11 protein-coding genes are annotated in these 12,523 nt (G+C 64.8%); 7 read left to right on the plus strand and 4 right to left on the minus strand.

The window, feature by feature from the left end:
• Positions 1-3: 3 nt before the first annotated feature.
• Entirely contained in the window at positions 4-222 is a 219-nt protein-coding gene (locus LRA89_RS17550; RefSeq protein WP_230772268.1) for a hypothetical protein, read from the plus strand.
• 20 nt (positions 223-242) lie between these two features.
• On the opposite strand, the gene LRA89_RS17555 is transcribed toward LRA89_RS17550, so the two are convergent.
• Genes LRA89_RS17555 through LRA89_RS17565 form a run of 3 tightly spaced genes read right to left on the minus strand, consistent with a single transcriptional unit; the run spans position 243 to position 2,043 of the window.
• Positions 243-701 (minus strand): hypothetical protein, encoded by a 459-nt coding sequence (locus tag LRA89_RS17555; protein WP_230772269.1) that lies wholly within the window; start codon positions 699-701, stop codon positions 243-245.
• A complete protein-coding gene (locus tag LRA89_RS17560) occupies positions 698-1,705 on the minus strand; it encodes a hypothetical protein (RefSeq protein WP_230772270.1) in 1,008 nt (335 codons plus the stop codon). Before LRA89_RS17560 ends, LRA89_RS17555 begins: the two co-directional genes overlap by 4 nt.
• On the minus strand, positions 1,702-2,043 hold the full coding sequence (locus tag LRA89_RS17565) for a hypothetical protein (RefSeq protein WP_230772271.1): 342 nt from the start codon (positions 2,041-2,043) through the stop codon (positions 1,702-1,704). Before LRA89_RS17565 ends, LRA89_RS17560 begins: the two co-directional genes overlap by 4 nt.
• Positions 2,044-2,290: 247 nt before the next feature.
• Between LRA89_RS17565 and LRA89_RS17570 the strand changes: the two genes are divergently transcribed.
• From LRA89_RS17570 to mobF, 3 genes are all read left to right on the plus strand, one after another.
• Positions 2,291-2,662, plus strand: coding sequence for a hypothetical protein (locus tag LRA89_RS17570; RefSeq protein ID WP_230772272.1), 372 nt, complete (start codon positions 2,291-2,293; stop codon positions 2,660-2,662).
• 265 nt (positions 2,663-2,927) lie between these two features.
• The gene (locus LRA89_RS17575; RefSeq protein WP_230772274.1) at positions 2,928-4,748 is read left to right on the plus strand and encodes a type IV secretion system DNA-binding domain-containing protein; all 1,821 of its coding nucleotides are present in this window, start codon (positions 2,928-2,930) and stop codon (positions 4,746-4,748) included.
• Positions 4,749-7,526 (plus strand): MobF family relaxase, encoded by a 2,778-nt coding sequence (gene mobF / locus LRA89_RS17580; protein WP_230772275.1) that lies wholly within the window; start codon positions 4,749-4,751, stop codon positions 7,524-7,526.
• A gap of 90 nt (positions 7,527-7,616) precedes the next feature.
• On the opposite strand, the gene LRA89_RS17585 is transcribed toward mobF, so the two are convergent.
• Positions 7,617-8,398 (minus strand): IS5 family transposase gene (locus LRA89_RS17585; protein ID WP_230772276.1). Its coding sequence is split into 2 segments (ribosomal slippage): positions 7,617-8,059 and positions 8,059-8,398, totalling 783 coding nucleotides; the frame shifts between segments, so codons are not numbered across the junction.
• A gap of 657 nt (positions 8,399-9,055) precedes the next feature.
• Here LRA89_RS17585 and LRA89_RS17590 point away from each other — a divergent pair.
• The 3 genes from LRA89_RS17590 to fcl are packed head-to-tail and all read left to right on the plus strand — an operon-like array spanning position 9,056 to position 12,355.
• Complete coding sequence (locus LRA89_RS17590; protein WP_230772277.1) at positions 9,056-10,222, plus strand: nucleotide sugar dehydrogenase; 1,167 nt, start codon at positions 9,056-9,058, stop codon at positions 10,220-10,222.
• Between the two features lie 41 nt (positions 10,223-10,263).
• Positions 10,264-11,391: a GDP-mannose 4,6-dehydratase gene (gmd, locus tag LRA89_RS17595; RefSeq protein WP_230772278.1), complete on the plus strand. Its 1,128-nt coding sequence runs from the start codon at positions 10,264-10,266 to the stop codon at positions 11,389-11,391.
• A gap of 10 nt (positions 11,392-11,401) precedes the next feature.
• The gene (gene fcl / locus LRA89_RS17600) at positions 11,402-12,355 is read left to right on the plus strand and encodes a GDP-L-fucose synthase (RefSeq protein ID WP_230772279.1); all 954 of its coding nucleotides are present in this window, start codon (positions 11,402-11,404) and stop codon (positions 12,353-12,355) included.
• The last annotated feature ends 168 nt before the right edge of the window (positions 12,356-12,523 follow it).

Consider the following 12,523-nt stretch of genomic DNA (forward strand, 5'->3'; position numbering starts at 1 on the left):
TGAATGCTCGACCCCGATATGCGCGTCCAGGCGGCTGCCGGTAGCGATGCCGCCGTTGCCTTCGCGCTGTTCCAGCACATCGCCGATACCGATCCGCAGGCGGTGGCCACCAAGGACAGCGCGATCGCCGTGTTCCGGGAGTGCATTGCGGCCGTCGGGCTGCGGGGTGGGCAGGCCGAAGGCAGTCGCGAGCCAAAGCCGATCAGGCTGGGTGGTGAGTAACCTGGCAATGCTGCAGCCCCCTAGCGGTAACCAGGGGGCGCTGACCGGTTCAGCTCCGCCAGGATGACGCGGCGGGTCAGGCGCTCACCCTCGATCCATGCGACCGCATGAAAGATCGACATGGTGGCGACTGCGGCCAGAACCACGCCGAGCGAAACCGCAACCTGAGCGATCACGAAGGCAGCGAAAACCAGCAGCAACATGCTGTTAACGAGTGTCCGGACACCTGAGTATGACCGGAAGAACCAGCCCAGTTCGGGCACGGCCAGGAAACAGGCAAGAATCTCTCCCTCCAGCAGCCATCCCACGATGATCGCACGATCGCCATTGCACATCAGCGGGGGTCGGCCGAGGTAGCGGACAGGCTGGTTATCCAGCTGGAACCGGGTGGTGAAGGCCCCGCCTGGCAGAACCGGACGGGTTATCTCGACCGACGACACCGCGCCGGCACGCGAGACCCACGGGTGGAGCCAGCTCATCGGCCAGGCCCCATGCTGCCCGAGCCTTCGACCCTGGCATCGGCGCCGGTGCCCTGTGTTCCGGACTGCGTCTCCCGCTTGGAAAGCGACGAGGTAGAGGCGAGGCGCAGGTTGATGCTCTGCCCGTTGATCCGCCCGTCGCCGAACCAGGTGCCACCGGCCCTGGTCCAGGTCAGCCCGCGCGGGTCGGCGACGAAGTCGCCGGCGGGGCTGTGGGTGAAGTGGATGTTGCCCGACCCGGTCAGGTCGGTGGTGAAGTTGCCTCCGGCCACCTGGTTCGCGGCATCGGCAAGCGCCGCTTTGAGCGTGGCAACCGGTATCGCCTGGAATGCGGTCAGGACCTGCTTTCGCGCGGCATCCGGATCAGCAAGGCGACCGGTCCCCAGCTTCTCGTCGATGAGCCCGAACACGGTGTTGGTGTAGATCGCCGAGATCGCCAGCATCTCCATGTAGCGGATGTGGAGTTGGCGGTCGTAGTTCGACGGCGGCCGGTGTTTGCGGAAGAACGGCGTGTCGAACTGGGCATCGAGATCGCGGGTATCCATCGAGTTCACCTCCCAGCCTTTACGCGGCTGCATCGCGACGATGACCGGGCCGGCATAGACGATATGGGCGAGGTCAAACGGGGTGACCCGGGCGAGCTGGGTGGGTGATACCCCGACAGCTTCCCTGGCAATCGCCTGCGCTGTCCGGTCGAGCACCCGGTCGAAGCGGGGAATGTCCTTGCCCTGCTGCGCCATCGCCATTTGCGGAATTGCGCTTAAGCTTGCTCCGCGAGCGTTGTTCTCAGCCATGAAGGCATCGGCCATGATCCCGAGTGCCGGCATCTCGTAGGTCTTGCCGGTCTCGAACCCAAGGCTCCTTGCCCGCTCCCACAGGCTCGACAGGCTTGAGGTCGACGCGGCACTTTCCGAAGCCGACCCCGACACCGAAGCGCCACCTGCGTTGCAACCTGCCAAAGCCAGCCCGAGCAGGGCAGGTACCGTCATCCGATACCGGATCATCGTTCACGCTCCATCACGAGATTGCGCAGTTCGGTGCGGTCGCGCTCGAGGTCGGCGCCGGACCCGGTGAGCCTTGTTTCGAGCTCGGCGGCGCGCTTGCGCAGGCGGGCCAGCTCGGCAGTGGTATCGGCGTCGCAGGCGGTACGCGGCTGTCCGCTGGCCGCGGCCCAGTCGCGCTCGAAGCCGGCTACGAACGCTGCCCGGTCCGCCCGCGCGACGGCGGTGTCGCGTTCGACCCGCACGTCGACATGCCCCTGCCACGATACCGCCAGCCATGTCAGCACCGCCGCTACCGGAGCCGCCAGCAGCGCGCCTGAAGCAGCGCCGGTCAGCGCCACGGAAATCGCGCCAGAAATGAAGTAGAAAACAGAAGGGTCGAGGCTCTGCCTCGATCAGTATTAGTCCACACCCTACGCACGCGTGCAATCCTCAAAGCGTTGTCGATGCGTGGTCGCATTCGACTTCGCAATAAGCTCAAACACAGAGCGATTGTTCTCGTCAAAGATATATTTGTACCGAAAAAAGCGTAGTCTATACAGCATGCGCTGAGGACTGGACATGCCACGCGTAATGCTAACTGCAAGAGTGACCGATACCCAGGCAGCAGTGCTGAAAGGCTATGCGGCCGAGGCTGGTCTGCCACTATACCAGGCGACGGTTCGGGCGCTCGAGCTGGGCATCGCCGCGCTGGTCGGGGGGCGGGGCGTGGAAGCGGTTCCGGTCGTGTCGGCCGGTCCCACCGGGAGCGAGATCGATGGTTTGCGCGACGCGGTCGAACGGCTGACGCTGCGTGCCGAGCTGGCCGACCGGTTGGCCCAGCGCACGCTGTACGCTGCCGGTGCCGCCTATGCCGCGGCACTCGCCGGACCGGGGGACGGCGAGGAACGCCTCGCCCAGATCGCGAGCGATGCCGACCGGATCTTCGAGCGCCAGCTCGCCCGCGCACAGGAACGATAGAAGGGGAAGTGGGGGACACATGGCAGACGACGCGCAGACCTATCGCGGACGGGCGATAGCGGCACGTAGTGTAGCGGCAGGCTCGAGACTGCCCAATGTCAGGGACCGGGCGCTTCGCTCGGCTTCGCGCTGGGACGAACTGGCTACCCATGCCGAGCGCGCCGAGCTGGCGGCGATGGGGCGGCGTGTTCGAGCGGACCGGCCTGCCGTCGTCGATAGCACGAATGCTGACTGCGGCGCTGCCGACCCTGTGCCGGCCTGAGCGATGACGACCCATGCCGAGATGCTCTCGCGCGGCCAGGCAAGCCGCAACCGTCACTGGGCCGGGGTCAACGCCCGTGCCCAGGTCGGTGCGATCCTGATCCTGCTGTGCGCCGGGGTCGGAGCGGTCGCGGGCTGGAAAACTGCGCCCGACCTCATGCAACGCGGGGCCGTCCTGTACCTGAAGGTGCAGGGCCGCGAGCTGCTCGATCCGTTCGCCCGCGACCTGCACACCGCCGAGGCCAACATCCGCGTCGCGATCCGCGACGAGATCCTCGATCCCAGGAGCCCGGCCACGCGCAGCCTGCACCGGTTGCTGTGGCGCATGGGCTTCTTCGCGATGCTGTGCGGCATCGCGATTGGTGTCCCGCTCTATCGCTGGCGCCGCCGCGCATGGTTGCAGGAAGGTGAGCGTGCCGGGCGTGACCGGACGGTCCGCGGTACCGAGCGGGTCAGTGCCACCCGGCTTGCCGGCATGGTCAGGGTTGCTCCCGCCGAGCGTCCGGTGATGATCGGGGGCGTGCCGGTGCCGCAAGGCGAGGAGGCGCGGCACTTCCTGTTTGCCGGTGCCACCGGTACCGGCAAGACCACCGCGATCTGGAGCCTGCTCGACCAGGTCGAGCGGCGCGGTCAGCATGCCTTCATCCACGACGTCGATGGCGGCTATGTCGCGCGCTACTACCGCCCTGAGCGCGGTGACATCATCCTCAACCCGTTCGATGCGCGCTGTGCCTACTGGAACCCGTTCGACGATGTCCGCTCGGCTTCCGATGCCGACCGCCTCGCCGGTTTCATCGTTACCAGGCCGGGTGGCAGCGGGGCTGGCGACGATGTCTGGTACGATCAGGCGCGGCTTGTTGTCGGCGCGGTGATCCGCCGCTTGTGGGAACAGGGGCGCGGCAGCGTTGCCGAGCTGACCCGTGCGCTGCGCGATATGACCACCGACGAACTGGCGGCGCTGACCAGGGGTACTGAGGCAGCGAGGGTATTCCAGAAGGATGCCGACAAGGCCACCGCCAGCGTGCTGTTCTGCCTCGCCGAGGCCGCGAGGATCGTCGGCACGCTGAAGTCCGATGCGGGTGATGGGCCGACGATCAGTTTTGACGACTTCTACCAGTCGCTGCCCACCATCGAGGGGGCAAAACCGTGGATCTTCCTCGCCTCGCGCAAACGCAATTTCGCTGCGGCCAAACCGCTGCTCGGCTGCTGGCTCGACTGCGCGGTGGCGGCGATCCTCGACCGGCCGATCCGCGGCGCGCCGCGTGCGTGGCTGGTACTCGACGAGCTGCCTGCGCTCCCACGAGCATCCGGACTGCTCACCCTGTTGCCCGAGGGGCGCAAGTTCGGCGCGGCGGTGGTGATCGCGTTCCAGGCGATCGGTCAGCTGCGCGACACCTATGGGCAGAATGCGGCGGGTACGATCGTCGGCCAGACCGGTACCCAGCTGCTCATGCGCTTGGGCGATCCCGAGAGCACCAAGTGGGCGACCGAACTGTTGGGACGGTCCGAGATCGAGGAGCATCGCTCCTCCGCCTCGCTCGACAGCGATGCGTGGAGCGACAAGGGATCGCTGTCGACGACCCGGTCGACCAAGCCGGTCGTGCTCGACAGCGAGATCGGCAACCTTGCACCGTTGACCGGCTTCCTGCGCCTGTCGGGGCTGCCGATCGCCCAGGTGACGATCGACCGCCGACACATGGAGCGGCCCGACATCGCCGAGCCGACCGTACCGCTGCCGGTAGCGCCAGTAGGCCCAAGTTCTGCGCACCCAGCGGATACCGCCTTGCCGCCAGCCAGGGACCGTACCGCGGGCGGGGCGCTGTAGGTGGTGGCCAGCGTCGCCGCGCTCAAAAGCGCGGCACAGGCCTCGAGCTACTACGAGTCCGACGACTATTATTCGGAAGGCGGCGAGGCACCGAGCGCGTGGTTCGGCGAGGGAGCCAAGGCGCTCGGGCTGGAGGGTGAGGTCAACCGCGCCGACTTCCGCCGCGGGCTGGAAGGCGATCTGCCGAACGGTCACCAGCTCGGCACCGTCCGCAACGGCGAGCGCGAGCACCGCCCAGGATGGGACGTGACCTTCTCCGCGCCGAAGTCGGTATCGATCATGGCCGAGGTCGCCGGCGACCGGCGGTTGATCGCGGCGCATGACAAGGCGGTGCGAACCGCGCTTGGCTATATCGAGCGCCATGGTGCGGCGACCCGGGTACGTGAGGGCGGCGAGATTCATACCGTCGCGACCGGCAAGCTGGCGGCGGCGACCTTCCGTCACAACACCAGTCGTGCCCAGGATCCGCAGCTGCACACCCATGCCGTCATTCTCAACGCCACGCAGGACAAGGCGGGGACGTGGCGCAGTGTCGAAAGCCTGGCGTTCTTCCGCATCTACAAGGATGCCGGCGCGATCTACCGCCAGGCACTGGCGGAGGGCGCTCGCCAGCTTGGCTATGACCTGCGCGAGGGTAAGGGCTCGACCTTCGAGCTGGCGGCGGTGCCCGAGGCCGCGATCCGTGAGTTCAGTGCGCGTGGCAACCAGGTCGAGGCAGCGCTGGCCGAGCGTGGCAAGACCCGCGCGGAGGCGACCGCCGCCGAGAAGGCGGTGCTGACGCTGGCCACGCGTGAAGCAAAGCAGGAGATCCCGCGCGAAGCGCTGGTACCGGGCTGGCGGGTGCAGGCCGATGCTGTCGGGTTCGGCGATGTTCAGCGGACGGCGGCCGTTGCGCAGGCGGAGGCCAATGCAGCGGGGATCAGGCCGAGGAGCCTTGCCGATACCGGGCGGGCAGAGATCGCCGCCACGCTGGCGGTTGCGGCGGCCGCACGGCATCTGTCCGAGCGTGAGGCGGTATTCGGGGCGGCTGCGCTCGAAGCTCGTGCTGGTGAGCATGCCAGCGGGCGGGTGAGTACGGCTGAGATTGCGGCAGCGGTCAAACGGGCGATGGTGGGGGGCGAACTGATCGCGCGCGAGCGCGGTGCGGCGGGACAAGGGTTCACCACCCGTGAGGCGGTGATGACCGAGCGGCGGATGCTGGCGATCGAACAGGGTGGCCGCGGGGCTGCCCCGGCACCGCATGACCGGCAGGAGGCGGTGCGCACGGTCACCACCGCTGCATTCTTTGGCGAGGCGCGCGGGCACCAATGGACCGAGGGTCAACATACCGCAACGGTCGGACTGCTAACCGGGCGCGACCGGGTAGCAGGCGTTCAGGGCTATGCCGGGACCGCCAAGACGACCACCGTGCTTGCCACCTATGCCGATGCCATGCGCGGGGCGGGTTACGAAGTCCGTGCCTTTGCGCCCACCGCCGCTGCGGCAGGCGTGCTCGGCGAGGCGATTGGTGCCAAGGGAGAAACGGTCGCCAGGGCAGTGCTGACCGGCGAGCAGCTCGTCACCGAGGCACGACGGGGACGTGAGGCGTGGATCATCGACGAGGCATCGATGGTCGGTGCGCGTGATATGGCGCGGGTGCTGGGCCTCGCCGAGCGGGCCAATGCCCGCGTGGTGCTGGTCGGTGACGTGAAGCAGCTCGGCTCGGTCGAGGCGGGGCGTGCCTTTGGACAGCTTCAGGATGCCGGCATGACGACGTTTGTGCTCGACAGGATCGTGCGCCAGCAGAATGACCTGACGCGCGAGGCGGTGCAGGCGACGATTGCCGGTGACGGACGGCGCGCATTGGAGGCGTTGGAGCGCGGCGGTGGTAGGGTGGCCGAGATCGCGGACGCCGGCGACCGGCGGGCGGCGATGGCGCGTGACTATGCTGCGCTCATCCCTGATCAGCGCGCGCGTACGCTGGTGATGGATACGACGCGCGAAGGGCGTGAGCTGCTCACCCAGGCGATCCGGGCTGAGCTGCGCAACGATGGTACGCTGGGGCGGGAGAGCGTCAGCGTCGCTACGCTCGAGAGCAAGGGGCTGACCCGTGAGGAAGCGCGCCATGCGCGGAGCTACGAGGTAGGCGACGTGGTGACGTTCCGGCGCGACTATGCGCGACAGGGGATTGAGAAGGGGCAGGCGTACCGGGTTGCCCGTGTCGATGGGAATGCCAACCGCATCGAGCTGCGCGATCGTGAGGGGCGGTCGATTGACTGGCGGCTCGACAAATGGGGACGGGGGCAGGTCGAGAGCTTTGTCGAGGTTGCCCGCGAGTTCTCGACCGGCGACCGGGTGCAGTTCACCCGCAATGATCGTGAGGCGGGGCGGGTGAACGGCGCGACCGCGGCGGTGGTCGGGATTGATACCGAGAAGCGCACGCTGACTGCAGTCGATGTGCGCGGGCGTGAGCATGTCCTGTCGCTTGATCGCGCTGGCGACCGGCATATCCGTCATGGCTGGGTTGGCACCGTCCATGGCAGCCAGGGGGCGACCGCTGACCGGTCGATGACCCATCTCGAAAGCTTTCGCGCCAATACCGTCGATGCCAGATCCGCTTATGTCGCGATTAGTCGCGCCCGCCTGCATGCTGCCGTCTACACCGACAGCAAGGACAAGCTGGCAGGTGCGATTCAAATGCGCAGTGGTGAGCGCCAGGCTGCTATCGCGTCATCGCGAATGGCTGGGCAGAATGAACATAGGAGGTCCGCACAAAACGGGAAGCTGGGCTTGGAGTAGCGTTTTTCCCTGTCTGTGTAAGCTGGAAACCATGATCGGCATGGCAGCATGACTCAAATATAGCGGTCTTCGAGAAAGCCGGTTTGGGACCTAGGCGGCGTGGACAAATTTGAGCCAGTATCTGGCGGTGGCGAGGTGGACCATGCCGAGGAAGCTGCTGGCGAGCTGGTCATAGCGGGTGGCGATGGCGCGGTTGATCTTGAGGTGGCCGAACATGCGCCCGATGCGATTGCGCTGCTTGTAGAGCGTCCGGTCATGCTCGATCTTCACCCGGCGGTTCGATCGACCGGGAATAACGGGCTTGATATTCCGTTTGGCAAGGTCGGCACGGATGGCGTCGGCATCGTACCCCTTATCGGCCAGCAGCGCATCTGGTGTGCGCTCGGGCAGGACGATCAGGGCGTCATACGCCTTGCAGTCTGCCGCCTCGCCGCCGGTCAGGTGGAAGGCGAGCGGTCGCCCGAGTGCGTCAGCCAAGCAGTGAAGCTTACTGGTGAACCCGCCCCGCGAGCGGCCAAGAGCGCGTCGATGAGCCCCCCTTTTCCGCCCGCTGCCGAGACGTGGGCGCGAACGGTGGTGCTGTCGATGCTATAGTGGCCGGTGTCGGCCATGATCTCGGCCAAGGTTACTGCCACGATCTCCCAGACCCCGGCCTCGCTCCACCGCCGGAACCGGCGATAGATGGTGTTCCAGCTCCCGTATTTGGGCGGCACATCACGCCATGGCGCACCGCACCGCAGCCGCCAGAGTATGCCGTTGATGATCGAGCGGTTCTGTTCGGGAGGCCTGCCACGGCTCCGGTTCTTACACTCGATCGGCAGCAAGTCCTTCAGGATGCGCCATTCCGCCTCGGTGAGATCGCCCCGGCTCAAGCCTGCCTCCAAAAGACAGCGTTGAATCAACCCTCTTCTGCTGGGTCAATCACCTTCGAGCTGCGTGGTTCGCTCGTCCCCAGCAGAAAGCTCCCAACGCGACGGGGATGCCGAAGAACAGCGCATATACCCACCAATATTCGGCCACCATCGTTGGCAGCGTGGACGGCTCAAGCAGCGGAAGGAGCAGCGGAAACAGCATAATGGGAGGCGTCAGCCAAAGCGCCACTGCCGCCCTTTTCCAGAGCGTGGCCGTTGTCGGCGGTGTCACGAACCAGCGCCATGCCCTTCGGATCAGATTCTGCGATCCCACCATACGAGGATCATACACCTCAACGCCTACCGGCAAACATCATTGTGCAGGAATTTGTCCACGCCGCCTAGCTGTTAATTCAGTAGGGCATTCTGTTGGACAGGGCTAAAGAGCACGGATCGCGCCAGTTTATGGCTGGTGCTTTATCTCGATCGCACACGTACTGCCCCTCCAACTTTTTTAGTTGCAGCGCAGCATAAATATGCCGATGGTGTGATCCGCACGTTTGAATGGACGGCATAGTTAGAAATCCCTAAGGCACAACAGGTGCATGAAATCGGCAATCGAATTGGTTCCGTTTTCTCGACAATATTTTTGCAATGACTTGCGTGAGTGGCCGGGGAATGAAGATCGCGGTTTTCGGGCTCGGCTATGTGGGGCTCTCCAACGCCGTGCTGCTAGCGCAGCATAGCGAGGTCGCGGCGGTCGATATTTCAGCCGAACGGGTCAACCTGCTGAACGCCCGTCAATCGCCGATCGTCGATACCGAACTGGAAACATTCCTTGCTACGCGCAAGCTCGATCTCACCGCCACGCTTAATGCCGAACAGGCGCTGGCCGGCGCTGACTATGTGATCGTCGCGACGCCGACCAACTACGACGCGGACACCAACAAATTCGACACATCTTCGGTCGAAGCGGTGATCCGCACAGCGACTGCCGCGAACCCAGCGGCGACCATCGTCGTGAAGTCGACCATTCCGGTCGGGTTCGTCGAGGAAGTGCGCGTCCGCCTGAACGCGCCGCAGGTGATCTTCAGCCCCGAGTTCCTGCGCGAAGGCCGTGCGCTTTACGACAATCTTCACCCCTCGCGGATCATCGTCGGCGAACGCTCCGAGCGTGCGCGCATCTTTGCCGAGCTGCTGCTGCAAGGCGCGGAGGAGAAGGACGTCGAAATCCTTTTTACTGATGCGAACGAGGCCGAGGCGATCAAGCTGTTCGCCAACACCTATCTCGCGATGCGCGTCGCCTTCTTCAACGAACTCGACAGCTATGCCATCGCTGGCGGCATGGACACGCGGCAGATCATCGACGGCGTTGGATTGGACCCTAGGATCGGGCGGCACTACAACAATCCAAGCTTCGGTTACGGCGGCTATTGCCTGCCCAAGGATACGAAGCAGTTACTCGCCAACTATTCCGACGTGCCCCAGAACCTGATCCGCGCGATCGTCGACGCGAACCGCACCCGCAAGGATTTCCTCGCCGACCAGATCATCGCGCGTAAGCCGCGCACGGTCGGCGTATTCCGTCTAGTGATGAAGGCGGGATCGGACAATTTCCGCCAATCATCGATCCAAGGGATCATGAAGCGCCTCAAGGCCAAGGGCATCGAGGTAGTAATTTACGAGCCAGCGATGGCGGACGACGAGTTTTTTGGTTCGCGGGTGCTACGCGATTTGGCCGCGTTCAAGGTGGAAAGTGACGTCATCGTCGCCAATCGCCGGACGGCCGATCTCGACGATGTCGGTGATAGGGTTTTCACACGCGACCTGTTCGGGTCGGACTGAATATTATTTCTTGATATTTTGTATTCTAAGGGGATCAATCAGTGAGCGGTAAGAAGGTCGCCCTCATCACGGGTGTTACGGGCCAGGATGGTTCGTATCTGGCGGAGTTGTTGCTGGAGAAGGGCTACGAGGTGCACGGGATCAAGCGGCGTGCGTCGCTGTTCAACACCCAGCGCATCGACCATATCTATCAGGACCCGCATGCGCCTTCGCCCGACCTGAAGCTGCACTATGGCGATCTGTCAGACACGTCGAACCTGACGCGGATCATTCAGGAGATCCAGCCCGACGAGGTCTACAACCTCGGCGCGCAGAGCCATGTCGCGGTGAGTTTTGAGGCGCCCGAATATACCGCCGACGTCGATGGGATCGGCACGCTGCGTCTGCTCGAAGCGATCCGGTTCCTGGGGCTAGAGAAGAAGACGCGCTTCTACCAGGCGTCGACCTCGGAGCTCTACGGGTTGGTGCAGGAGATCCCGCAGCGCGAGACGACGCCCTTCTATCCACGCTCGCCCTATGCGGTGGCCAAGCTCTATGCATACTGGATCACGGTCAACTACCGCGAGGCGTACGGCATGTATGCCTGCAACGGCGTGCTCTTCAACCATGAGAGCCCGCGACGCGGCGAGACGTTCGTGACCCGCAAGATCACCCGCGGCCTCGCCAATATCGCACAGGGGCTGGAGCCCTGCCTGTACATGGGCAACATCGATTCCCTGCGCGACTGGGGCCACGCCAAGGACTATGTCCGCATGCAGTGGATGATGCTGCAGCAGGAGACGGCGGAAGACTTCGTCATCGCGACCGGTGTACAGTATTCGGTGCGCGAGTTCATCACCTGGTCGGCGAAGCATCTGGGCATCAGCTTGCGCTTTGAGGGCGAGGGTGAGGCCGAGATCGGCATCGTCGAGGCGGTCGAGGGCGAGGATGCGCCGGCGGTGAAGGCGGGCGATGTGATCGTGCAGATCGATCCGCGCTATTTCCGTCCGGCCGAGGTCGACACGCTCTTGGGCGATCCGACGCGCGCCAAGGAGAAGTTGGGCTGGGTGCCCGAGATCAGCGTGCAGGAGATGTGCGCCGAGATGGTCGCCGAGGACCTGAAGTCGGCCAAGCGCCATGCGCTGCTGAAACAGCACGGCTATGCGCTGCCCGTGTCGCTTGAATCGTAAGGACGGCTAGATGCGGATCTTCGTGGCAGGGCATCGCGGCATGGTAGGCGGCGCGATCGCGCGCAAGCTGACCGAGCGTGGTGCCGAGGTGGTGACGCGCACCCGCGCCGAACTCGACCTGACCGACCAGCAGGCGGTGCGCGGCTTCTTCGCCGAGGCAGGGGTCGACGGCGTGGTGCTGGCGGCGGCCAAGGTGGGGGGCATCCACGCCAACAACACCTATCCGGCTGACTTCATCTACGAAAACCTGATGATCGAATGTAACGTCATTCATCAGGCGTTCGCGAGCGGGGTCCGCAGGCTGTTGTTCCTGGGGTCGTCGTGTATCTATCCGCGGGCGGTCGCGCAGCCGATGCGCGAGGATGCGCTGCTGACGGGCGTGCTCGAGCCAACCAACGAGCCGTATGCGGTCGCCAAGATCGCAGGGATCAAGCTGTGCGAGAGCTACAACCGGCAGCACGGCACCGACTATCGCAGCGTCATGCCGACCAACCTTTATGGTCCAGGGGACAATTTCCACCCCGAGAACAGCCATGTGATGCCAGCGCTCATCCGCCGCTTTCACCAGGCAGTCCAGTCGGGTGCGGACAAAGTGGTGATCTGGGGCACGGGCACGCCCAAGCGCGAGTTCCTCCATGTCGATGATATGGCGGAGGCGTCGCTGTTCGTGTTCGACCTCGACAAGGCGACTTATGATGCCAACACCGACCCGATGCTGAGCCATATCAACGTGGGATACGGCGAGGACGTGACCATCGGCGAGCTGGCGCATCTGGTGGCTGAGGTGACCGGCTTTGGCGGCGAGATCGTGTTCGACACGAGCAAGCACGACGGGACGATGCGGAAGCTGATGGATTCGAGCCGGCTCGGTGCCATGGGCTGGAAGCCTTTGGTCGCGCTGGCCAACGGCGTGCGCGAAACCTACCAGTGGTTCCTCGACCAACACTCCGTCGCAGAACGGTGAACCTTCCGGCGTCGCCTGCCCTTTTGAGCAGGCGACGCCATGCTGCTAGAGCAGATTCCGTTCAGTACGCATCGTATCCGGCAGCGGCGAAGTAGTTGGCGCACTCAGCGGGCGTGTAGGTGTCGATGGCGGCGCCGATGGCGCGGGACAGGTCGTCGACGGTGCGCG

This window comes from Sphingomonas sp. Leaf4, assembly GCF_920939515.1.
GTDB lineage: Bacteria > Pseudomonadota > Alphaproteobacteria > Sphingomonadales > Sphingomonadaceae > Sphingomonas.

Excerpts from the sequence above, each read along its gene's own strand:
- LRA89_RS17550 (WP_230772268.1), top strand. The coding sequence starts at position 4 with ATGCTCGACCCCGATATGCGCGTCCAGGCGGCTGCCGGTAGCGATGCC.
- LRA89_RS17555 (WP_230772269.1), bottom strand. The coding sequence starts at position 701 with ATGAGCTGGCTCCACCCGTGGGTCTCGCGTGCCGGCGCGGTGTCGTCG.
- LRA89_RS17560 (WP_230772270.1), bottom strand. The coding sequence starts at position 1,705 with ATGATCCGGTATCGGATGACGGTACCTGCCCTGCTCGGGCTGGCTTTG.
- LRA89_RS17575 (WP_230772274.1), top strand. The coding sequence starts at position 2,928 with ATGACGACCCATGCCGAGATGCTCTCGCGCGGCCAGGCAAGCCGCAAC.
- LRA89_RS17590 (WP_230772277.1), top strand. The coding sequence starts at position 9,056 with ATGAAGATCGCGGTTTTCGGGCTCGGCTATGTGGGGCTCTCCAACGCC.
- fcl (WP_230772279.1), top strand. The coding sequence starts at position 11,402 with ATGCGGATCTTCGTGGCAGGGCATCGCGGCATGGTAGGCGGCGCGATC.